The following is a 21,298-nucleotide window of genomic DNA, read 5'->3' on the forward strand; positions in this document are numbered from 1 at the left end:
CGGCGTATCGACCTCGATACCCCGCCCATGTGACCCAGCTCTCAATTAGGTTCAGGCGCTATCCGCTCTCACAGCCAATTGTCAGGAGTTCTCGGGTGACCGAAACCGACCTTCCCGAGAGGGTTGCCCCCACCGGGGAGCAGTTCCTCGCCATGCAGGCCAGTCCTGAATTCCAGGAACTGCGTACCCGCCTGCGCCGCTTCGTCTTTCCGATGACCGCGTTCTTCCTGGTCTGGTACGGCCTCTACGTCGCTCTCGGCGCGTTCGCCCACGACTTCATGGCCATCCGGGTGTTCGGCAACGTCAACGTCGGCCTGCTGATCGGGCTGGGCCAGTTCCTCACCACGTTCCTCATCACCGGGTTGTACGTACGCTTCGCGAACCGGGAGCTCGACCCGCGGGCCACCGCCATCCGCGAAGAGCTGGAGGGCACCCGATGACAGTCACAACGCTCGCCGCGGAGACCGTCGGTAACCCGGTGGCCAACATCGGCATCTTCAGCCTCTTCGTCGTCGTCACGATGATCGTGGTGATCAAGGCCAGCAAGCGAAATGCGACCGCCGACGAGTTCTTCACCGGCGGCCGCGGCTTCTCCGGCCCGCAGAACGGCATCGCCGTCGCCGGCGACTACCTGTCGGCGGCCAGCTTCCTCGGCATCGCCGGCGCCATCGCCGTCTACGGCTACGACGGCTTCCTGTACTCGATCGGGTTCCTGGTGGCCTGGCTGGTCGCCCTACTACTGGTGGCCGAATTACTGCGCAACACAGGTAAATTCACCATGGCCGACGTGCTGAGCTTCCGGCTCAAGCAGCGTCCGGTGCGGCTGGCCGCGGCCATCTCGACACTGACGGTTTCGCTGTTCTACCTGCTGGCCCAGATGGCCGGAGCCGGCGGTCTGGTCGCCCTGCTGCTCGACGTCAACAGCCGCACCGGGCAGTCGATCGTGATCGCCGTCGTCGGCATCCTGATGATCGTCTACGTCTTGGTCGGCGGCATGAAGGGCACCACGTGGGTGCAGATCATCAAGGCCGTGCTGCTGATCGCGGGTGCCGCTCTGATGACCGTGATGGTGCTGAGCAAGTTCGGGCTGAACTTCTCCGAGATCCTCGGTTCGGCACAATCGGCGATCTCCGGGGCCACCACCAAGGGCGTGTCCAGCCGTGACGTGCTCGCCCCGGGCGCGCAGTACGGCGGATCGCTCACCTCGCAGATCAACTTCATCTCGCTGGCGCTGGCGCTGGTGCTCGGTACCGCGGGCCTACCCCACGTGCTGATGCGCTTCTACACGGTGCCGACCGCGAAAGAGGCTCGGCGATCAGTGGTCTGGGCGATCGCGCTGATCGGCGCCTTCTACCTATTTACTTTGGTACTCGGCTACGGCGCGGCCGCCCTGGTCGGTCCGGACCGCATTCTTGGGGCAGCCGGTGGCGTCAACTCGGCCGCCCCGCTGCTGGCGTTCGAACTCGGCGGGGTGATCCTGCTCGGGGTCATCTCCGCGGTGGCGTTCGCGACGATCCTCGCCGTCGTGGCCGGTCTGACCATCACGGCGTCGGCCTCGTTCGCCCACGACATCTATGCGTCAGTACTCAAGTCGCACAAGGTGACCGAAGACGAGCAAGTGCGGGTCTCGCGTATCACCGCGGTCGTGCTCGGCGTGTTCGCGATCGGGCTGGGCATTCTCGCCAACGGCCAGAACGTGGCGTTCCTGGTGGCCCTGGCATTCGCCGTGGCTGCTGCGGCCAACCTACCGACGATCGTGTACTCGCTGTACTGGAAGCGGTTCAACACCCGCGGTGCCCTGTGGAGCATGTACGGCGGCCTGATCTCGACCATCGTGCTGATTGTGTTCTCCCCCGCCGTATCGGGTTCGAAGACCGCCATGATCCCCGGCGCGGACTTCGATTTCTTCCCGCTGGCCAACCCAGGCATCGTGTCCATCCCGCTCGCATTCGCGCTCGGCATCATCGGCACGCTCACGTCGCCCGACACCGGGAACCCCGAACTCAACGCCGAGATGGAGGTCCGGTCGCTGACCGGCGTCGGCGCCGAGAAGGCGGTCGCGCACTAGACGCCACTCCGCCGAAACGGCATTCCAGCAGAGAAACTGCGAGTAGCGGCCTGCTGGAATGCCGTTTCGGCGGAATAAGCGGAATAACAGGTCGGGCGGCGCCGCTACCATTCAGCGTGCGCCGCCTCTCCTTTCCTCTCCTCGCGTACGCGTTCGCCGCGATCATGGTGGGCACCACGCTGCCCACCCCGATGTACGCGCTGTACGCCGACCGCATGCATTTCGCGGTGCTGACCACGACGGTCATCTATGCCACCTACGCCGGCGGTGTGTTGTTCGCGCTGCTCGTATTCGGCCGCTGGTCGGATGCCGTGGGTCGGCGGCCCATGCTGCTGGCGGGCGTGGCGGCGGCCCTGGTCAGCGCCGTGGTGTTCCTGTTCGCCGATTCGGTGCCGCTGCTGCTGATCGGTCGGGTCCTGTCCGGTCTGTCGGCGGGTCTCTTCACCGGAACGGCCACGGCGGCCGTCATTGAGGCCGCCCCCCAGGCCTGGAAATCCAGGGCCGCGGCGGTGGCGACAGTGGCCAACATCGGCGGCTTGGGCGCCGGCCCGCTGCTGGCCGGGCTACTGGTGCAGTACGCACCCCAACCCCTTCTGCTGCCGTTCCTGATTCACATCGGCCTCGCTGTGCTGGCCGGGATCGCGGTGTTCGTTGTGCCGGAGACGTCGGCGCGCACCGGGAGGATCGGGTTGCAGCGGCTGTCCGTGCCCACCGAGGTGCGGACCGTCTTCGTCATCGCCGCACTCGCCGCCTTCGCCGGATTCGCGGTGACCGGACTGTTCACCGCGGTCGCGCCGTCGTTCCTGTCGAACGTCATCGGCATCGGCAACCACGCGGTGGCGGGCGCGATCGCCTGCTCGATCTTCGCGGCCTCGGCCTTGACCCAGGTGGCAGCGAATCGAATGGTCGCCGAGCGGGCGGTGGCGGTCGGCTGCGGACTGCTGATCGTGGGCATGATGATTCTGACTGCGGCACTGTATTTTTCCTCGCTGCCCGGCCTGATCGCCGCGGCCGTGGTATCCGGCATCGGCCAGGGCATGAGCTTCAGCCGGGGCCTGGCCGCGGTCGTCGAGCGCGCCCCGGCCCAGCGTCGCGCCGAGGTCAGCTCCACCTACTTCGTCGTCGCCTATGTCGCCATCTCGCTTCCGGTGATCGGCGAGGGTCTGGCCGCTCAATCACTGGGCCTGCGCACCGCCGGCATCACTTTCGCGATCACGGTCGCGGTGCTGGCCGCGATCTGTCTGACCGCGATCCTGTTCGCGGAGGCCAGAGCGAAGTTGAGTGCTTCTACCTAGGGACTACGCAGCCGTGGGGCCATAGCGTTCTAGCCATGACCGTTGCTGCTGACACAGCTGCCAAGAATGCCCCCGCGAAAGCCGGGCCGTTCCCCTCGCCCGCCGAGGTCGAGGCGCAGACCCCACCCGACCGGGACCGCGCCATCGACGTCATCCGGATCGTCTCCCTGGTCGGTGTGGTGTTCGGCCACACGATCATGGCCACCAGCACGATCCGTGACGACGTGTTCATCTGGAGCAACCTGCTCACCGCGTCCGTCGTGTTTCAGGCGCTGACCTGGGTGTTCCAGATCATGCCGTTGTTCTTCTTCGCCGGCGTGGCCGCTTCGGTGCAGTCCTGGAAGCCGGGCTCCTCGTGGGGCGGGTGGCTGCTGCGACGCTGCACCCGGCTGTACCGGCCGGTGTTCTACTACCTGGCTTTCTGGACCGCGGCCCTGGCGGTGTTGCGGTTCGTGCTGCCCGAGCATGTGTACGAGCCCATCGCCGGGATCTCCATCCAGCTGCTGTGGTTCCTGGGCGCTTATGTCCTGGTGCTGGCCGCGGTGCCGCTGCTGGCCCGTATCACCACGACCGGGCAGATGGCCGGCGCGATCATCGGCACATATGCGTTCATCGCCGTGATCGACATGGTCCGGATAAACATGGACGGCTACGCCACACTGGGCTACCTCAACACCGTGGTGTGGTTGATCCCCGGAGTGTTCGGTGTGGCCTACCGTCGCCACCTGCTGTCCAGCAGTGCCGCGCTGAAGATCGGGATCGGCATGCTCGGGGTGAACCTGGCACTGCTGTACTTCGGCCCCTACGAGCTGAGCCTGGTCGGCATCGAGACCCAGCACCTGAAGAACATGACGCCGCCGTCGCTGCTGCTGGCCGGCCACGCAATCATGATGTGCGCGTTCGCGATTGCCGCCGCCCCCGCCATCAACCGGTGGGCTCAGCGGCCGCGGGTGTGGTGGCTGACCGCGATCGGCAACTCCGGTGCGATGACGCTGTACCTGTGGCACATGCCGCTGCTGCTGGGCCTGCACCTGGTGTTCGACTACCTTGGGCTCGACCGCATCGACCCGTCTGCCCCCGGCTTCATCGCGCTGTCAGTGCTGCAGTTGGCCGTGATGGCCGGACTGGTCGCGGTCGCCTTCGTCGCGCTGCGACCGCTGGAGAACTCGCCGCTGCCACTGTGGGACGGTGGCGCGGTGGCCGACACCGGCATCCGCAGCGCCACGGTGGGACTGCTGCTGTGCCTGGCCGGTGCGGCGACACTGACCTCGGTTGCTTGGGGCCTGAAAGATCAGGGCGTGTACTGCGTGGCGGTCATGTTGGCCGCCCTCGTGGCGGCCCGGGCGCTGGCCCGCAACTAACACGTCGAGTGTGCGTACAGATCGCGAATTTCCACGGAATAGCGATCTGTACGCACACTCGGCGTTGACGAACCTGTATCTACCCGCTCTTGCGGCGGAATTCCCGCCGGTTCTCGACCGGGCCATGTGCCCGCGATTTGTCACGCCCGCCGTCCTTGTGCGCAGCGCCCCCAGACGACTGCGCCTTCTTGCGCTCCAGGGCCTCCCGGAATTTGCGCTTGTTGTCGTCTTCCGGTGTGTCGTCAGCCATACGCCGCAGCGTAGTCCGACTCCGAGTCCATAGTCACGCGTATTACCGACGGCCCGGCGGCATCCCGTACACGTGCGTGATCGGCAGGGTCAGCAACACGCGGCGATCGTCGACCATGGCTCGCCGGTAATCGTCCCAGTCGGGATGCTCTCCGGCGATGTTGCGGTACAAGGCAATCAGCCCCTCGACCGTATCGTCGTCGGGCGCGGCGGCGGGTGGGGTGAGGATCGCGTCGCCCTCGGCAACCGCATACGACCAGCCGTCGTCGGAGCTGACATGGACGGATGCCCGGGGATCCCGCCGCAGATTGCGGGTCTTGGCCCGCGGCTCGGTGATGGACACCTGGATCTGCACTGCCCGCGGGTCGAAGTAGTAGGAGACATTCGACAGTTGCGGACGACCGTCCTGCTTGATCGTCGCGAGAACTCCCATCGAGTTGCCGCCGATCAAGGCCAAAAGCTTGTCGTCGAAAACCTGGCGCCCCATGTGACGAGCGTACGTCTTTACCATCGGTTCGATGAGCGTGATTGACGGCAACACCCTCGACGGCGTCTCGGCGACGTCGCTGTGGACCCTGAGCAACCGTGGTCTCGAGGCCAGACGTTCCGACGGCGTGATCCGCGACCCGTGGGCCGTGGCCCTTCGTGACTCCATCGACTACGACTACCGCAAGTTCGGCAGGCCCACCCAAGCCCATGCGCTGCGGGCCCGCACCTTCGACGTCGAGACCCGCGACTACCTCTCGTCGCATCCGAAGGCCGCGGTGGTGGCATTGGCCGAGGGGCTGCAGACCAGCTTCTGGCGCCTCGATCAGGCCGGGGTGGCTGACGAATTGACCTGGTATTCAGTCGATCTACCGCCTGTGGTCGCGATCCGGGACAAACTATTGCCTCATGACGACCGCATCGTCGCCCTGGCCCAGTCGGCACTCGACCGCAGTTGGATGGACCACGTCGACGCCACCAACGGTGTGTTCATCACCGCCGAGGGACTTCTGATGTACCTGGAACCCGACGACGTGCGCAGCCTGATCGCCGACTGCGCGGCACGGTTCCCCGGGGGGCGGATGGTGTTCGACTCGATCCCGCACTGGGCGAGCCGGCGCACCATCAAGGGTCTACACCTGTCCGACCGCTACATCGCGCCGCCGATGCCGTTCGCGCTGACCGCCGAAGAGGGCCTGGCCATGGCTGGGACGGGACCGGGAGCCATCGCCGGGGTGAGGTCGGCTCGGGACGTGCCCATGCAGGCCGGGCGCGGCCTGTTCAAGCTGGCGGCCGAGCCGTGGCTGGACCGGATCGGCGCGATCCACCGCATCAGACCGTCCATCACGGCACTGGACTTCTGACCCGAAGGATCGAGAAAGAGACGACTGTGCTGATTCCAGGACTGCATCGCCGGCGGTACCGGCGGGCGCTGATCGCGCTCACCGCTTTGCTCGTCGTCGGTGTCACGCCGTCCTGCACAACCGAGGCGAAAACGGAAAAGAGGTCCGCTGCGGTCGCGGTGGTCCCCGAGGCCCTCACCCTGCACGACGTGACTGTCACCCGCGTCCACTACCGGTCCGACGCCCGGCCCACCGACCGGTACCCCGACCAGAACTGGGCCGATCTCTACCTGCCCGCCGGCAGGCATGCGTTCAATTCGGTCCCGCTGGTGGTGCTGATCCACGGCGGCGGGTGGCAGAGCACGATGGGCGCGGGGGTGTTCCAGGGCCTGGCCCGCGAGCTCAGTAGCCGCGGCATGGCGGTCTACAACATCGAGTACCGCAGGATGGGGTCGGGCGGTGGGTGGCCGACCACGTTCGACGACGTGGCCGGCGCCATGGACTATGTCGCCGAGGTGGCCCTGCAGTATCCGCAGCTGGCCATCGACGACGCGCTGGTCGTGGGCCATAGTGCAGGAGCCCAATTGGCGGTATGGGCCAGCACCCGCCAGGACCTGCGCGGTGACGAGGTCGGATCCCGGCCTCGGTTCCGGCCGACCAGGGTCATCTCGCTGGCCGGTCCGCTCGACATGGTCTACGCCGCCGACCACGGCGACAAACGCATCGTCGCAGTGCTCGGCGGCCGCCCGGCAGAGGTGCCGCAGCGGTACGCCTCGGTCGATCCGATCCAGAACCTCGACCCGAGCGTGCCGGTGATCGCGGTGCACGGAACCCTCGACACCGTTGTGGCACCGGCCAATTCGCAGCGCTACGTCGCAGCGCTCAAGAAGCGCGGCGGCCGGGCCAGCGTCGAACTGCTCCCGGGTGAGAATCACACGTCGATCGTGTCGACGCGATCCCCCAGCTTCCGGCGGGTGCTCCACCTCATCACCGCCACCTCGAAGGCCGAATTGGACCAACTGCCGGTGAAGTGACTGGTTAGGCTGGAGCGGTGACGGGCTACATCGCGTTCCTGCGCGGCATCAACGTGGGAGGCGTGAATCTCAAGATGGCCGACGTGGCCAAAGCCATGGAGGCAGCCGGATTCACCGAGGTCAAGACGATTCTGGCAAGCGGAAATGTCTTGCTGGACAGCACTTCCAAGGCCCCGAAGGTCCGCACCACCGCCGAGAAGGCACTGCGCGACGCCTTCGGCTACGAGGCATGGGTGTTGGTGTACGACATCCCCACGCTGCAGAAGATCTCCGCCGATTATCCGTTCGCGCGGGAAGTCCCCGACCACCACTCGTATGTCACATTCGTGAGTGACGACAACCTGCTCGACGAGCTCGCGGCGCTGACCCCGGGCGACGACGAAAAGGTGCAACGCGGCGACGGGGTGCTCTATTGGCAGGTGCCCCGAGCCGCGACGCTCGACAGCGCGATCGGCAAGACCATGGGCAAGAAGCGCTACAAATCCTGCACCACCACCAGAAATCTACGGACCCTGGACAAGGTGCTGCGCTGAGCCGTCACCCGCGCGCTCTTCGCAGCCACCCCAACCCTGCGCTCGTGCCGGCGGCGGGACGGTACTCACAGCCCACCCAACCGTCGTAACCGGTCTCGTCGATGACGGCGAGCAGGTAGTCGATCGCCAGTTCGCCGCTGTCGGGTTCGTGACGATCGGGAACTCCGGCGATCTGCAGGTGCCCGACGTGACCGGTCGGAATGTCCGACCGCAGCCGGACCGTCACGTCACCTTCGGTGATCTGGCAGTGGTACAGGTCGAGTTGCACCTTGAGGTTCGGCGCCCCGATACCGCCCACAATGCGGTGCGCCTCGTCCTGCCGGCTCAGCAGATAGCCGGGCATGTCGCGCTGGTTGATCGGTTCGATCAGCACGTCGACGCCGAGGCCGGCGGCCTGATCGGCGGCCCAGGTGAGGTTGTCGCGGTACACCGCCAGCCGCTCCTCGCGCCCGGCACCGGTCGGGACAACGCCGGCCATCACGTGCACCCGTGGGCAATTCAGCGCCTCGGCGTAGCCCAGTGCGCGGACGAATCCATCCCTGAACTCGGCCTCGCGGCCGGGCAGGGAGGCGGTGCCGCGTTCCCCCGCCGTGTAATCGCCGGGATGAGCGTTGAACAACGCCTGCTCCAGACCGCAGGCATCGAGGCGAACGCGCAGCTGCTCGGCCGGGTACTCGTACGGGAAGAGGAATTCCACCGCGGTGAACCCGTCGGCCGCCGCGGCGGCGAACCGGTCGAGGAAGGCGTGTTCGGGGTACATCATGGAGAGATTGGCCGCGAAGCGTGGCACGGCGGACTCCTTCCAGCTGAACCGAATCACCCTTTGAGAGCATCTTTGCGCGTGCGATCGACGAGGTTGGCACCGGCCGGCGGAACGCGGGTACATTCGCGCCATGACGGGTGGCTCAGAGAAGGTCAGTGGCAGTGCGCTCACCGGTGTCTCCGAGACGGCACTGCTGACCCTGCAGGTGCGCGCGCACGAGGCACGCCGCCCGGACGGTCTGATCGACGATCCGGTGGCGCTGCAACTGGTCGACTCGATCGATTTTGATTTCGCCAAGTTCGGCTATACCCGCCGCCAGGACATGGCCCTGCGTTCACTGCTGTTCGACCGGATCACCGGCGACTATCTTCGCGAGCATCCGAAGGCCACCGTGGTGGCGTTGGCCGAGGGGTTGCAGACCAGCTTCTACCGCCTGGACGCCGCCGGCGTGGGACATGAGTTCCGCTGGATGTCAGTCGATTTGGAGCCGATGATCGAGCTCCGCAACAAGCTGCTGCCCAAGCCCGACCGCGTCACGCAGCGCGCCCAGTCGGCACTGGACTTCAGCTGGATGGACCACGTCGACACCGATCACGGCGTGTTCATCACCGCCGAGGGCCTCCTGATGTATCTGCAGCCAGAGGAGTCCATGTCACTGATCCGTGCCTGCGCGCAGCGCTTTCCGGGCGGACAGATGATGTTCGACCTGCCTCCGGCGTTCTTCGCGTTTCTCACCCGCAAAGGGATGCCGACCTCGATGCGCTATCGGGTGCCGCCCATGCCGTTCAGCCTGTCCCCGGGCGAGCTCGCCGATCTGGTCAACACCGTCCCCGGAGTACGGGCGGTTCGCGATCTGCCGATGCCACCCGGCCGCGGCGCGATCTTCAACGCCCTGTTGCGGACCTACCACCTGCCGATCTTCGACCCCGTCCGCCCGGTGGTAGGTCTGCTGGAGTTCGGCTAGTCCGCCGAACTAGACGGCCACCAAGGACTTTTCGAACCTGAGGTGAGGGTCCTCGACGGGTCCGTTGCGCAACGTCTCGGCATCCAACGTGTAGTTCATGGTCATCTGCCACGGTCCGTCAACCCCCTGACGGGGAATCTCGTCGATGGCACGCTGCACGTACCCGGCCCCGAAATCCAGGAGGGGGCGGGTCTGACCGCCGGCGAACTCCGGCCGGACGACGTCGAAACCGTTGTCGTCCATGTGCTTCAACAACCGGCAGAAGTGCTCGCAGAGCAACCCGACCTTGAGCGTCCATGACGAGTTGGTGTAGCCGAAGGCGAAGGCGAAGTTCGGCACGCCCGAGAGCATGATGCCCTTGTAGGCGACCGTGTCGGCGAGGTCCACCGGTGCGCCATCGACGGTCAGCGACATCCCGCCGAACAGCTGGATGTTGAGACCCGTTGCGGTGACGATGATGTCGGCGTCAAGCTCACGGCCGGACTCCAGCAGGATTCCGTTCTCGGTGAACGTCGCGATGCGGTCGGTGACCACCGAGGCGCTGCCGTTGCTGATGGCCTCGAAAAGGTCGCCGTCGGGTACGGCGCACAACCGCTGGTCCCACGGGTTGTAGTGGGGCGCGAAGTGCTCGTCGACGGGGTAGCCCTTGGGCAGCTTGGCGGCGTTGACCTTCTGGATCAGCCACCGGGCGGCCGTCGGGTACTTCTGGCACAGCACGTAGACGGAGCGCTGCTTGATGATGTTCTTGCGCCGGGCCGCGGCATACCCGAGGCGGTCGCCCAGCAGCCGCCTGGCGGTGTTGGCGAAGGCGTCCTTGGCCGGGACGGGAAGCACGTAGGTGGGTGAGCGCTGCAGCATCGTGACGTGCCCGGCGGTCGGCGCCATCGACGGCACCAGCGTCACCGCGGTGGCACCGCTGCCGATCACGACGACCTTCTTGCCGGTGTAGTCGAGATCCTCCGGCCAGTGCTGCGGATGCACGATTCGTCCGGTGAACCGGTCCTGACCTTCGAAGGTCGGGGTGTAGCCCTGGTCGTAGCGGTAGTACCCGCCACCGCAGAACAACCAGTTCGCCGAGATCTGCACGAGTTCGGGATCCGCGCCGTCACTGCCGGTCCGCTCGATGTCCACGGTCCAGGCGGCAGTCGCGGAGTCCCAGGCCGCGCCGAGCACCTTGTGATGAAGCCGGACGTGGCGGTCGATGCCGTTCTCCGACACCGTCTCGCGCAGGTAGGCCAGGATCTTGTCGGCGGTCGCGATGGCATGCTCGTCGCGCCACGGTTTGAATTCGTACCCGAAGGTGTGCAGGTCGGAGTCCGACCGAATGCCCGGGTAACGGAACAGGTCCCACGTGCCGCCGGTAGCGCCACGGGCCTCGAGGATCGTGTAGCTGCGGCCCGGGTGTTCGCGCTGCAGGTAGTAGGCGGCACCGATGCCGGAGATTCCGGCGCCGATGATGAGTACGTCGACGTGTTCGGTGTGGTTCATGTCTCAATGGTTGCGGTCAGCCGATCGTCACCCAAGGTCGGAAGTTCCAAATCTTCGGCATCCTATGGTGCAGTTTGCACCACAGTTCTACGCTGGGGTGATGGCGTGGAAGCCACCGTCACCTCGGGTGCAGGACCTGATCCGGCAATGCGCACAGATTGTGCTCAACCCCCGCCAGGAATGGCTCGACGAATTCGATGCCGCAGTGTTGGCCGCCAGCCCGGCAATCGCGTCCGACCCCGAGCTCGCCGGCGCGGTCGTCCGCAGTAACCACGCCAACCTGTTCTTCTGGGGCACGGCGAATGTGCGCGATCCAGGTGCTCCGGTGCCGCCGAATACCGGTCCGGAGCCACTCAGCATCGCGCGGGAACTGGTGCGCCGCGGCGTCAGCGAGTTCCCCCTGGATGCGTATCGGGTCGGCGAGGGTGTGGCATGGCGCCGGCTCATGGAGATCGCCTTCGAGCTCACGTCCGACCCCGGCGAACTACACGAGATGCTCGACGTGTGCTCGCAGTCCATCAGTGCGTTCGTCGACGCCACGCTGGCCGGGATCGCTGCCCAGATCGACCTGGAACGCGATGACCTGACCCGCGGCACCCATGCCGAACGGCGCGAGACCGTCGCGCTCCTGCTGGAGGGCGCCCCGATCCCCCGGCAGCGCGCCGAGGCGCGCCTGGGCCACGCGCTCACCGGAACGCACACCGCGGCAGTGATCTGGAGCGAGGACCCGGCGGGCGACCTGTCCGGATTGGACCGGGCCGCCGAGGCATTCGGCCAGGACTGCGGCGATCCGCGACCGTTGAGCGTGCTGGCCAGCACCGCCACCCGCTGGGTGTGGGCCGCAGGGGGCGCCGACATTCAGCACGGCTTCCAAGCACTCACCCGCGTCGCCGCAGAGTTGGACGGCGTCCGGATCGCCATCGGCCCGCCGTCCGACGGTCTGGATGGATTCCGGCGCAGCCACTTCGACGCGATCACCACACAGCAGATGATGGCCCGGCTGCACTCCACACAGCAGATCGCAAAGTTCGCCGACGTCGAACTCGTCGCACTGGCCACCGCCGACCCCGATCGTGCCGCCGAGTTCGTCAGCCGCAATCTCGGCGATCTTGAGACCGCCGACCCTGAATTACAGGAAACGGTAAGGGTATTCGTCGACGAACAGTGCAACGCCTCACGCGCCGCGGCACGGTTGTACCTCCACCGCAACACGCTGCTGCGACGACTGGCTCGCGCCGACCAGCTCCTGCCCCGCCCGCTCGCCGAAAACAGTGTCGCGGTAGCCGTCGCCCTGGATGTGCACCGCTGGCACGGCATCCGGACCGGCTGAGCCAGCCCGGATCAGTCGAACGCGCTGTCCAGATAACGCAGGGCGTCGGCCTTGCCGATCCCCAGCGCATGGGCGGCCTCGGCGAACGAATGCGCGGCGGCGGCCATCGCGGCATCGGCCGGATCGGCCCGTGCGACGAAGGTGCCGTACCGCCCCCGGGTCTCCAACACCCCCGCCGACTCCAACTCGCGATAGGCCCTGGCCACGGTGTTCACCGCAAGCCCGACCTTCGCCGCCAGCTCACGCACCGTCGGTAACCGGGTACCCGGCGTCAGGCGCCCCTGCCGGATGCCCTCGATAATCTGGATCCGGAGTTGATCGAACAGCGGCTTTTCCGCGCTCGAATCAATCAGAACCCAATCCCCCAACTCAACCACGTGCTCAAGTATCACCCAAACCGACTACGTTGGTGATGTGCAAGTGACTGTCCTCAGTGGTGCCGGAATCTCGGCGGAGAGCGGTGTACCAACGTTCCGCGACGTCGAAACGGGCCTGTGGGCAAAGGTGGACCCCTACGAGATCTCCAGCATCGAAGGCTGGCAGCGGCACCCGGAGAAAGTCTGGGCCTGGTATCTGTGGCGCCACTACATGATGTCCCACGTGCAGCCCAACGACGGACATCGGGCCGTGGCCGCCTGGCAGGACTTCGCCGACGTCCACGTCATCACCCAGAACGTCGACAACCTGCACGAGCGGGCCGGCAGTACGAACGTCTACCACCTACACGGCAACTTGTTCGAGTTCCGTTGCGACGCATGTGGTTCGAAGTTCGAGGGCGAGCTGCCCGAGATGCCTGAGCCGGTCGAGACGATCGAACCTCCGGTTTGCCCGTGCGGCGGCCTGATCCGGCCGAGCGTCGTGTGGTTCGGCGAGCCGCTGCCCGACGATGCCTGGCAACGGTCGGTGCTGGCCGTCAGCAACGCCGATGTGGTGATCGTGGTGGGCACCAGCTCGATCGTCTATCCCGCGGCGGGACTGGCCGAAGCCGCCGTCGCCGCAGGCACCGTGGTGGTCGAGGTCAATCCGGAACGCACCCCGCTGTCGGACAGCGCGACGCTCTCACTCCGCGAGACCGCGGGCGGCTCCCTGCCGAATCTGCTGCAGCGGTTGCCGACGCTCCTCGGTACTCGCGACGCCGGCTAGGCCGGCCTGACCGCACGCCCGATCGCGAACTCCGTCACCGGCAGCGGCACCCAGGCCGGCATCGCCATCTCACGGTGCGCAGTCTCAACCTGGAATCCACTGTCGGCGATCGCCTGCTCGGTGTGCCGGTGGGTGTGGCAATTGCCGAACAACCGCGGCCACACGGTGGCATCGGCCACGCGCTGCATTCCGGCCCGCCAGCCGAGACCGGCGACATGCTCCAGGTACCGCAGTTCGCCACCTGGCCGGACAATCGAAAACAGCTGGCGCAGCACCGTATCGGGTTGATCGATCGAGCACAGCACCAGTGAGCAGACCACCGCGTCGAACGGCTCTGCGCTGCTGAACTTCTCGGCGGTGTCGCTGGTGACGGTCACTGGCACCGGCGCCCGCGTCGCCGCGCTGCGGGCCACTTCGGCAAGGTGACGTTCGGGCTCGATGGCGACCACCTCGGTCACCGTCGACGGATAGAAGGCAAAGTTCGTCCCGGTACCCGCACCGATCTCCAGCACCCGGCCGCTGAGTCCGGCGAGGTTGTCACCGCGCAGCCGGCGCAGTGCCTTGGGCTCCGAACTCGACAGCGTCTTCCACACCCGGGCGAAGAACGGATTGTCGACGGTCTTGTCAGTCACGGCTTCTACCCTTCGTCGGCGCCTTGGTCGGCGGGTTCACTGGCCAAGCCCTGCAACCGTGCGATTGCTTCGGCAGGTGCGAGGTCGGTTCCGATGATCCCCGAGACGATCTGGCCGGTGGACACCGCACGTAGCACGCGGTCGGTGAATTCCTCGACATCTCCCCACGGCAGATACGGCTTGGAGATCAGGATCGCGGCAACCCCGTGCGCCGCGGTCCACAGTTCCAACGCCAGTATCGTGGGGTCGCCGGGCGGATACACGCCCTCGGCGATCAGCGCCTCCATGGCAGCGCGCATGTGTTGGAACGCAGAGCTGTTGAGTGCGACGTCGACGTCACTGCCGGGCCTGCCCTCACCCATGGTCGCCAGCCGGTACAACTCGGGTGTGCGTCGCGCGAAGTTCACGTAGGCGTGTCCCTGCGCTCGTAACACCTCGATGGTCGAGTCGTGGTCGGCGGCGGCGCGCTGCATCTCCTCGTCGAGTTTCTCGAAATACCGCGAACACACTGCATCCAGCAGCGCGTCCTTGTCCTCGAAGTGCAGGTAGATCGACGGCGGTGTGACCCCGACCTGCTGAGCGACCGACCGGATCGAGACGGCCTTGGCATGACCGGTTTCCAGCAGTAGTTCGGTTGTGGCGTCGAGGATCTCATCGCGCAGCAGCTCCCCGGAGCCACGAGGGGCGCGGCGCCGCTTGCGCGATTGCATGACCACGCTAACCAGCGTCCTTCACGCAGGCATCGGCCGGCTCACGCTTGTCCCGGTCCGTGGGAGCATCGCCGGCTCCGATGGCGTCCGACTCGGCCGGTCCCGACTCACTGATCCCGATTCGCTTGTGCAGCCGAGCCAACGGTGCGGGCGCCCACCAGTTCCACTGTCCCATCAGGTGCATGAAGGCCGGCACCAACAACATGCGCACCAAGGTGGCGTCGACGAGTACCGCGATGGTCAGGCCGAGGCCGAACATCCGCATGAAGGCGACCTGAGCGGCGATCAGCGCCGCGAACGAGATCGACATCAGCAGTGCCGCTGCCGTCACCACCCGGCCGGTGCGGGCCAGCCCGAGCGCGACGCTCTCGTCGTTATCCTCTCGGGTCTGGCCGGATTCGAGCCAGTATTCGCGGATGCGCGAGACCAGGAACACCTCGTAGTCCATCGACAACCCGAATGCGATGCAGAACAACAACACCGGCAGGTTGGCCACCAAGGTGCCCGTCGATGTCGTCCCGAGCGCGCCCAGGTGTCCGTCCTGGAAGATCCACACCAACGCACCGAACGCCGCCGACAGCGACAACACGTTGAGCACCAACGCTTTCAACGGCAGCACCACGCTGCCGGTGAGCAGGAACAACAACACGAAAGTGATCGCGGCGATGATGCCCAGCACCAGCGGCAACCGGGAGGTGATCGCGTGTGAGCTGTCCCGGTTGACCTGCGCGAGCCCGGTGAACTGCACCTCGGCCGGCGCAGGCACGGCGTGCAACGCGTCGAGCTGGGCCTCAGAGGCGTCGCTGAACAGCGGGACATGGCTGCCGACGGTGAGATAGGCACTGCCGTCGGCTATTCCGGTTCCCGACGTCGGCGGCCCGACCCGGCGCCCGTCGACGAAGGTGCCCCCGGGCGCGGACACGGAAACCCCGTCGGCGGCGCGGGACAGATCGCCGGCATAGCGGTCGAGTTCGGCGGGTGCCAGCCGGGTCACGTCGGGCAGCACCACGGTGACGGCGGTCGACGAGTCGACGGCGAAGTCGTTGCGCAGTTCGTCGCCGAGTTGACGGGACGACGCCGACGACGGCAGCACCCGGTCGTCGGGGAATCCCCATTTGATGCCGAGGAACGGGGCGCCCAGCATGAGCAGCAGCGCGATCACGGCGAGCCCGACCGGAACCGACCGGCGCATGACGCGCTTGGTCATGCGGTACCAGAACGTCTGCTCCACGGGCTTACGCACGGGCTCCGGCCGGCCCAGGACGCGGCGGATGAACCGGCGCACGTCGTAGGCGTCCAGGCGGTCACCCAACAGCGCGATGGCGGCCGGGGCCACCACAATGGCCGCGAATGCCGCGAGCGCCACCACCGCGATGCCCGCGTACGCGAAGGACTTGAGGAAGTACATCGGGAACAGCACCATCGCCACCATCGACAACGCCACCGTCATCGCCGAGAACAGCACCGTGCGTCCGGCCGTCACCATGGTGCGCACCAACGCCCGGTCCGGGTCGACGCCCTCGGCGAGTTCGTCGCGGTAGCGGCTGACGATCAGCAGGGTGTAATCGATGGCCAACGCCAGGCCCATGGCGACGGTGAGGTTGAGCGCGAAGATCGAGACGTCGGTGACCATGGTGAACCCGCGCAGCACCGCCAGCGATCCCAGGATGGCGAAGCCCCCGACGGCCAGCGGCAATGCCGCGGCGAGCAATCCACCGAACACCCACACCAGCACCAGGAAGCTCAACGGGATCGCGATGGATTCCATCATCAAGAGGTCTTTTTCGCTCTGCCCGTTGATCTGGACATAGATCATCGCCTCGCCGCCGGCGCGCACGGTGACGCCGTCGCGGTCGTGCACGAGTTGATCGGTGAGCTCCTTGGCGTGTTTCTGTGCGCCGCTCTCCCCGCCGGTGATGCCGGCCAGGATCAGACCGGTCTTGCCGTCCTTACTGATGAGCGTGGCCGCCGCCGGTGCGGGCACGGTCCATGCCGAGCTGACCTCGGTCACGAATGGCGATGCTTTGAGCTGGGCGGCGATGTCCGCGCCTGCAGCTCGTGCGGCGGGGCTCTGGGCGCCGGCGTTGTCGTCGGTGACGCTGATGACCAACTGCATGTCGCCGCGGGCGAACTTGTCCGACAGCAGCTGCGTGGCCCGTGCCGATTCCGAGGTCGGGTCCTGGAATCCGCCGGCTGACAGGCTCTTGGCGACCGGGATGCCGAAGATGCCTGCGGCGACCATCGCCAGTGCGGCCACGACAAGAACCCGCCGCGGTGCGGCGAGGGCCAGATGGGCGATTCGGTGCAGCACTGCGTGTCCTTCCCCCGATGAATACCGCCGTTAAGTTAACAACGGTAAGTTTCCAGCGTCAACGTGGGCCTCGCTCTACATACGGCGACCGGCGCCGAAGAGTTCAACTCCCTCGTACGCGATGAATTCGGCGGGTTCGGTGCGTCTAATAAGGCATGACGATCACCAGCGACCCCGGAACCACGACTACCGGCATGACCGACACCGGATTGCTCATCCTGCGCATCGCCACCGGCGCGACCATGCTGCAGGCCGGCCTGATCAAGGCATTCGACTTCGGCACCACCGTCGAATTCATGGAATCCGCCGGTTGGCGGTTACCCGCATTCGGCGCGTTCATGGTCACGGCGGCCGAAACCCTCGGCGGCATCGGCCTGCTCCTGGGCATCCTCACCCCGTTGGCCGCCTGCGCGGTGATCGGTGCAATGGTCGACGCCTGGGCGGTGAACGTCTCGGCCGACGCCTTCTGGTCCCAGCCGTTCAACGTTCCGTTCCTGGCCGCATTCGCCGCCGTCGCGCTGCTGTTCACCGGCGCCGGCGCGTTCTCGGTCGATCACCGGGTGTTCGGCCGCTCCCGGGTGTCGGCCCGGTCATCCGTGGGTCTCGTGGTGATCGGCGTCGTCGCCGCGGTGGTGACCTGGATCGCGCTGAACCCCGGCAATCCGATCCACTTCACCAAGCCGGGTGCCTGATCACATTTTCGCGCTTGATCGCCGGCCGGTTTTCTACACCCGGGCTGCGGCCAGCGCGCCCAAGCGACCCTTGCGTAGAAATCGGCGGCAACCACTCGGCCGCCACGCCCCCGCGGCCATCGTCACAGCCGCGCACGCCCGCCGGTCGGAGCTACTCGCCAGAAACCTACCCAAAAGTAGGATTGCCACCATTTTCCGAACCGTGACTCAAAGATTCCTTAATAGTGACCCATACGCTCAGTGTCATGTGGATCGACGACACCAGTGCAGATGTCATCAAGGTCGACTTCGAGGCCCTCTACCACGGCGATTTCCTCGTCGAGGGCGACACCTCGGAGCAGTTTGACGACTACCAGGAGCTGCCCACCGCAGTATGAGAAAACGCGCGCCTCACGGCGCGCGTTTCCCATGTTAAGTTTGCCCGTAACGGGCCGCAGTCCTCGTCTCAGGCGAGGACTGCTTCTTTCTCCGGCTCGGCTTCGTCCGCGCCGATCATGTTCGCCAGGCGCCCACTGATCAGCTCCTCGGCCTCCGACACCATCCGCGAGACGAGTTCGCCGCAGGTGGGAATGTCGTTGATCAGACCCATCGAGGTTCCGACCGACCAGATGCCTGCGTCGAGATCACCGATCTCATAGACCTTCACGCCGCGTTTGCCGGCCACCAGATCCTTGACGTCCTCGAACTGGCCGCCATCTTTGAGAATCTGCACCACCTCACGCGAGACCGTATTGCTCGCCACCCGCGCGGTGTTGCCCAGGCTGCGGAAGATCAGCTCGGTGTCGAGCTCGGTGCCCGCCACGATCGCTTCCTTGACCTTCTGATGAATCGCCGATTCCGCGGTGCACATGAACCGCGAACCCATGTTGATGCCGTCGGCGCCCAGCGCCAGTGCGGCCACCAGACCACGCGCATCGGCGAAACCGCCCGAGGCGATCATCGGGATGTCGATCTTGGCCGACGCCGCCGGGATCAGCACCAGGCCCGGGATGTCGTCCTCGCCGGGGTGACCGGCGCACTCGAACCCGTCGATGCTGATGCCGTCCACACCCAGGCTCTGCGCCTTGACCGCGTGGCGCACCGAGGTGCACTTGTGCAGCACCTTGATGCCGTTGTCGTGGAACATCGGCAGGTGCGGCGCCGGGTTGGAGCCCGCGGTCTCGACGATCTTGATGCCGGAGTCGACGATCACCTGGCGGTACTCGTCGTATGGCGGCGGGTTGATGGTCGGCAGGATGGTCAGGTTCACACCGAACGGCTTGTCGGTGAGCTCACGACACCGCTCGATCTCCTTGGCCAGATCGGCCGGAGTCGGCTGCGTGAGCGCGGTGATGAAACCCAACGCACCCGCATTGGCCACGGCCGCAACGAGTTCGGCGCGGCCGACCCACTGCATGCCGCCCTGCACGATGGGATGCTCGATCCCGAACGTCTCGGTGAACTTCGTCTTCAATGCCATATTAGTCCTTACCTAGGGGCCATACGGATAGCACCGTCGAGGCGGATGACCTCGCCGTTGAGCATCGGGTTTTCGATGATGTGCACGGCCAGGGCGCCGTACTCGTCGGGATCGCCCAGCCGGGCCGGGTGCGGCACCTGCTGGCCCAGCGACTTCTGCGCCTCTTCGGGCAGCGAGCCCAGCAGCGGGGTCTTGAACAGACCCGGCGCGATGGTGCACACGCGGATCAGCTCACGCGAGAGGTCACGCGCGATGGGCAGGGTCATGCCGACCACGCCGCCCTTGGACGCCGAGTAGGCGGCCTGCCCGATCTGGCCGTCGAACGCCGCCACCGAGGCGGTGTTGATGATGACGCCGCGCTCTTCATTCTTGAGCGGCTCCGTCTTGGCGATGCGCTCAGCGGCCAGCCGGATCACGTTGAACGTGCCGATCAGGTTGACCTCGACCACCTTGCGGAAGCCGTCGAGCGGAAACGCACCGTTCTTGCTCAGGGTCTTGATCGCGTTGCCGATGCCCGCGCAGTTGACGTTGATCCGCACCGGGCCAAGCGATTCCGCGACGTCGAGCGCCTCGGTCACGCCCGCCTCGTCGGTGACGTCGGTGGCGACGAACTTGGCCCGATCACCCAGTTCGGCCACGACCTCTTCACCCTTGAGGTCGATCACGACCACCTGGGCACCCGCATCCAGCAGGCGCTTGGTGGTAGCCAATCCGAGGCCGGAGGCACCGCCGGTGACAACGGCTACCGCGTCCTTGATCTCCATGTACCGCATTCCTTTCCGGCCGGCGTTCCCACCGACCCCTTTGGTCGAACCAAACAGTGGTTGGACTAAACCCAGTCCCGCAGAACAGCTTCCGTGTCGGACCCGCGCGGGCCCGGTGGCGTCGGCACCGCCGGGACGCTGCGGGAGAACCGCGGTGCCGGCATCGGCTGCAGGTTGCCGCCTTCGTCGAAGAACGTGTTGCGCTCGGCGATGTGCGGTTCGGTGAGCACCTCGGCGAAGGACAGCACCGGAGCCGCACACGCATCGGTACCGGCGAACACCTTGGCCCAGTGATCCCGGTCGTGCGCGGCGAATGCCTTGGTGAACGCCTCACGCAGCTCGGGCCAGCGCGCCATGTCGTTCTGGTCCGGAAGGTCGGCGTCATCCAGACCCAGGCCCTTGAGCAACTCGGCGTAGAACTGCGGCTCGATCGCCCCGATCGACATGTAGCGGCCGTCGGAGGTCTCGTAGGTGTCGTAGTACGGAGCACCGGTGTCGAGCATGTTGGTGCCACGCTCGTCGGACCACAGACCTTGGCTGCGGAAGCTCCACATCATCTGCATCAGCACACTGGACCCGTCGATCATCGCGGCATCGATCACCTGCCCCTTGCCCGAGGTCTGCCGCTCGAACAGCGCCGAGAGGATGCCGACGAGCAGGAACATCGACCCGCCGCCGAAATCACCGGCGAGGTTCAGCGGCGGTACCGGCCGCTCACCCTTGCGACCGACGGCGTGCAGCAGGCCGTTCAGCGAGATGTAGTTGATGTCGTGGCCGGCCTGCAGGGCCCGCGGGCCTTCCTGGCCCCAGCCCGTCATCCGGGCATAGATCAGCCGTTCGTTGACCTTGGCGCAGTCGTCGGGTCCCAGCCCCAGACGCTCGGTCACGCCGGGACGGAAGCCCTCGATCAGGACGTCGGCCTTCTCGATGAGTTTGAGCACCAGCGCACGGCCCTCGTCGCTCTTCATGTCCGCAGCCACCGACCGGCGGTTACGCAGCATGGTGTCGGCGCTGGGCGTACCGGTGCCCTTGCCCGGTCGTTCGATGCGCACCACGTCGGCACCCAGATCGCCGAGGATCATTGCCGCGTGCGGGCCGGGGCCGATGCCCGCCAGCTCAACAACGCGCAAACCTTGCAGTGGTCCAGCCATGCTCTTTCGCCCCTTCGCGTGTG

At 66.4% G+C, this 21,298-nt stretch carries 23 protein-coding genes; 12 read left to right on the forward strand and 11 right to left on the reverse strand.

Features of this window, described 5'->3' with window-relative positions; translation table 11 throughout:
• Nucleotides 1-95: 95 nt before the first annotated feature.
• The 4 genes from AC4ELS_RS25495 (at nucleotide 96) to AC4ELS_RS25510 (ending at nucleotide 4,724) form a co-directional block, all read left to right on the forward strand.
• A complete protein-coding gene (locus AC4ELS_RS25495) occupies nucleotides 96-440 on the forward strand; it encodes a DUF485 domain-containing protein (RefSeq protein WP_055116574.1) in 345 nt (114 codons plus the stop codon).
• Nucleotides 437-2,068, forward strand: a complete 1,632-nt coding sequence (locus AC4ELS_RS25500) for a monocarboxylic acid transporter (RefSeq protein WP_498889472.1) — start codon at nucleotides 437-439, stop codon at nucleotides 2,066-2,068. The genes AC4ELS_RS25495 and AC4ELS_RS25500 overlap by 4 nt, the downstream gene beginning before the upstream one ends.
• A 116-nt stretch (nucleotides 2,069-2,184) precedes the next feature.
• Nucleotides 2,185-3,363 (forward strand): MFS transporter, encoded by a 1,179-nt coding sequence (locus tag AC4ELS_RS25505; protein ID WP_499049777.1) that lies wholly within the window; start codon nucleotides 2,185-2,187, stop codon nucleotides 3,361-3,363.
• A 35-nt stretch (nucleotides 3,364-3,398) separates the two neighbouring features.
• Nucleotides 3,399-4,724 (forward strand): acyltransferase family protein, encoded by a 1,326-nt coding sequence (locus AC4ELS_RS25510; RefSeq protein ID WP_499049780.1) that lies wholly within the window; start codon nucleotides 3,399-3,401, stop codon nucleotides 4,722-4,724.
• 79 nt (nucleotides 4,725-4,803) lie between these two features.
• On the opposite strand, the gene AC4ELS_RS25515 is transcribed toward AC4ELS_RS25510, so the two are convergent.
• Together AC4ELS_RS25515 and AC4ELS_RS25520 are read right to left on the reverse strand one after the other, a co-directional pair.
• Nucleotides 4,804-4,974 (reverse strand): DUF5302 domain-containing protein, encoded by a 171-nt coding sequence (locus AC4ELS_RS25515; protein WP_110777269.1) that lies wholly within the window; start codon nucleotides 4,972-4,974, stop codon nucleotides 4,804-4,806.
• A 42-nt stretch (nucleotides 4,975-5,016) separates the two neighbouring features.
• On the reverse strand, nucleotides 5,017-5,460 hold the full coding sequence (locus AC4ELS_RS25520) for a PPOX class F420-dependent oxidoreductase (protein WP_064882694.1): 444 nt from the start codon (nucleotides 5,458-5,460) through the stop codon (nucleotides 5,017-5,019).
• A 31-nt stretch (nucleotides 5,461-5,491) separates the two neighbouring features.
• Between AC4ELS_RS25520 and AC4ELS_RS25525 the strand changes: the two genes are divergently transcribed.
• From AC4ELS_RS25525 to AC4ELS_RS25535, 3 genes are read left to right on the forward strand one after another with little or no spacing between them, the layout of a single operon-like run.
• Nucleotides 5,492-6,322, forward strand: coding sequence for a class I SAM-dependent methyltransferase (locus tag AC4ELS_RS25525; protein ID WP_463794983.1), 831 nt, complete (start codon nucleotides 5,492-5,494; stop codon nucleotides 6,320-6,322).
• A gap of 26 nt (nucleotides 6,323-6,348) precedes the next feature.
• The gene (locus tag AC4ELS_RS25530) at nucleotides 6,349-7,335 is read left to right on the forward strand and encodes an alpha/beta hydrolase family protein (RefSeq protein WP_448449007.1); all 987 of its coding nucleotides are present in this window, start codon (nucleotides 6,349-6,351) and stop codon (nucleotides 7,333-7,335) included.
• Between the two features lie 17 nt (nucleotides 7,336-7,352).
• Nucleotides 7,353-7,868, forward strand: coding sequence for a DUF1697 domain-containing protein (locus AC4ELS_RS25535; RefSeq protein WP_499049783.1), 516 nt, complete (start codon nucleotides 7,353-7,355; stop codon nucleotides 7,866-7,868).
• A gap of 4 nt (nucleotides 7,869-7,872) precedes the next feature.
• On the opposite strand, the gene otnI is transcribed toward AC4ELS_RS25535, so the two are convergent.
• Nucleotides 7,873-8,658, reverse strand: coding sequence for a 2-oxo-tetronate isomerase (gene otnI, locus AC4ELS_RS25540; RefSeq protein WP_499049786.1), 786 nt, complete (start codon nucleotides 8,656-8,658; stop codon nucleotides 7,873-7,875).
• A 103-nt stretch (nucleotides 8,659-8,761) separates the two neighbouring features.
• On the opposite strand from otnI, the gene AC4ELS_RS25545 reads away from it, so the two are divergent.
• On the forward strand, nucleotides 8,762-9,595 hold the full coding sequence (locus tag AC4ELS_RS25545; RefSeq protein WP_498889462.1) for a class I SAM-dependent methyltransferase: 834 nt from the start codon (nucleotides 8,762-8,764) through the stop codon (nucleotides 9,593-9,595).
• A 9-nt stretch (nucleotides 9,596-9,604) separates the two neighbouring features.
• On the opposite strand, the gene AC4ELS_RS25550 is transcribed toward AC4ELS_RS25545, so the two are convergent.
• Nucleotides 9,605-11,083, reverse strand: a complete 1,479-nt coding sequence (locus AC4ELS_RS25550; RefSeq protein WP_448449179.1) for a flavin-containing monooxygenase — start codon at nucleotides 11,081-11,083, stop codon at nucleotides 9,605-9,607.
• 100 nt (nucleotides 11,084-11,183) lie between these two features.
• On the opposite strand from AC4ELS_RS25550, the gene AC4ELS_RS25555 reads away from it, so the two are divergent.
• On the forward strand, nucleotides 11,184-12,413 hold the full coding sequence (locus AC4ELS_RS25555) for an Rv1453 family transcriptional regulator (protein WP_448449180.1): 1,230 nt from the start codon (nucleotides 11,184-11,186) through the stop codon (nucleotides 12,411-12,413).
• An 11-nt stretch (nucleotides 12,414-12,424) separates the two neighbouring features.
• Here the strand turns inward: AC4ELS_RS25555 and AC4ELS_RS25560 are convergent, their stop codons facing one another.
• Complete coding sequence (locus tag AC4ELS_RS25560; protein ID WP_064882684.1) at nucleotides 12,425-12,790, reverse strand: Rv1152 family transcriptional regulator; 366 nt, start codon at nucleotides 12,788-12,790, stop codon at nucleotides 12,425-12,427.
• 37 nt (nucleotides 12,791-12,827) lie between these two features.
• On the opposite strand from AC4ELS_RS25560, the gene AC4ELS_RS25565 reads away from it, so the two are divergent.
• A complete protein-coding gene (locus AC4ELS_RS25565) occupies nucleotides 12,828-13,556 on the forward strand; it encodes an NAD-dependent deacylase (protein WP_064882681.1) in 729 nt (242 codons plus the stop codon).
• Here AC4ELS_RS25565 and AC4ELS_RS25570 read toward each other — a convergent pair.
• The 3 genes from AC4ELS_RS25570 to AC4ELS_RS25580 are packed head-to-tail and all read right to left on the reverse strand — an operon-like array spanning nucleotide 13,553 to nucleotide 17,209.
• A complete protein-coding gene (locus tag AC4ELS_RS25570; RefSeq protein ID WP_064882679.1) occupies nucleotides 13,553-14,188 on the reverse strand; it encodes a class I SAM-dependent methyltransferase in 636 nt (211 codons plus the stop codon). The genes AC4ELS_RS25565 and AC4ELS_RS25570 overlap by 4 nt on opposite strands.
• Nucleotides 14,189-14,193: 5 nt before the next feature.
• Nucleotides 14,194-14,898, reverse strand: a complete 705-nt coding sequence (locus AC4ELS_RS25575) for a TetR/AcrR family transcriptional regulator (protein WP_498889556.1) — start codon at nucleotides 14,896-14,898, stop codon at nucleotides 14,194-14,196.
• A gap of 7 nt (nucleotides 14,899-14,905) precedes the next feature.
• Nucleotides 14,906-17,209, reverse strand: a complete 2,304-nt coding sequence (locus AC4ELS_RS25580; RefSeq protein WP_064882678.1) for an MMPL family transporter — start codon at nucleotides 17,207-17,209, stop codon at nucleotides 14,906-14,908.
• Nucleotides 17,210-17,364: 155 nt separating this feature from the next.
• Between AC4ELS_RS25580 and AC4ELS_RS25585 the strand changes: the two genes are divergently transcribed.
• Together AC4ELS_RS25585 and AC4ELS_RS25590 are read left to right on the forward strand one after the other, a co-directional pair.
• Nucleotides 17,365-17,901, forward strand: a complete 537-nt coding sequence (locus AC4ELS_RS25585) for a DoxX family protein (protein ID WP_498889458.1) — start codon at nucleotides 17,365-17,367, stop codon at nucleotides 17,899-17,901.
• 245 nt (nucleotides 17,902-18,146) lie between these two features.
• Nucleotides 18,147-18,278 (forward strand): hypothetical protein, encoded by a 132-nt coding sequence (locus AC4ELS_RS25590; protein ID WP_088305117.1) that lies wholly within the window; start codon nucleotides 18,147-18,149, stop codon nucleotides 18,276-18,278.
• A 68-nt stretch (nucleotides 18,279-18,346) separates the two neighbouring features.
• On the opposite strand, the gene AC4ELS_RS25595 is transcribed toward AC4ELS_RS25590, so the two are convergent.
• The 3 genes from AC4ELS_RS25595 to AC4ELS_RS25605 all read right to left on the reverse strand — a co-directional run bounded on the left by AC4ELS_RS25595 (nucleotide 18,347) and on the right by AC4ELS_RS25605 (nucleotide 21,275).
• Nucleotides 18,347-19,360, reverse strand: a complete 1,014-nt coding sequence (locus AC4ELS_RS25595) for an NAD(P)H-dependent flavin oxidoreductase (RefSeq protein WP_064882966.1) — start codon at nucleotides 19,358-19,360, stop codon at nucleotides 18,347-18,349.
• An 8-nt stretch (nucleotides 19,361-19,368) separates the two neighbouring features.
• Nucleotides 19,369-20,124 (reverse strand): 3-hydroxyacyl-CoA dehydrogenase, encoded by a 756-nt coding sequence (locus tag AC4ELS_RS25600; protein WP_064882985.1) that lies wholly within the window; start codon nucleotides 20,122-20,124, stop codon nucleotides 19,369-19,371.
• 65 nt (nucleotides 20,125-20,189) lie between these two features.
• The gene (locus tag AC4ELS_RS25605) at nucleotides 20,190-21,275 is read right to left on the reverse strand and encodes a CaiB/BaiF CoA transferase family protein (protein WP_499049789.1); all 1,086 of its coding nucleotides are present in this window, start codon (nucleotides 21,273-21,275) and stop codon (nucleotides 20,190-20,192) included.
• Between the last annotated feature and the right edge of the window lie 23 nt (nucleotides 21,276-21,298).

It is taken from the genome of Mycobacterium shunyiense (genome assembly GCF_058270035.1).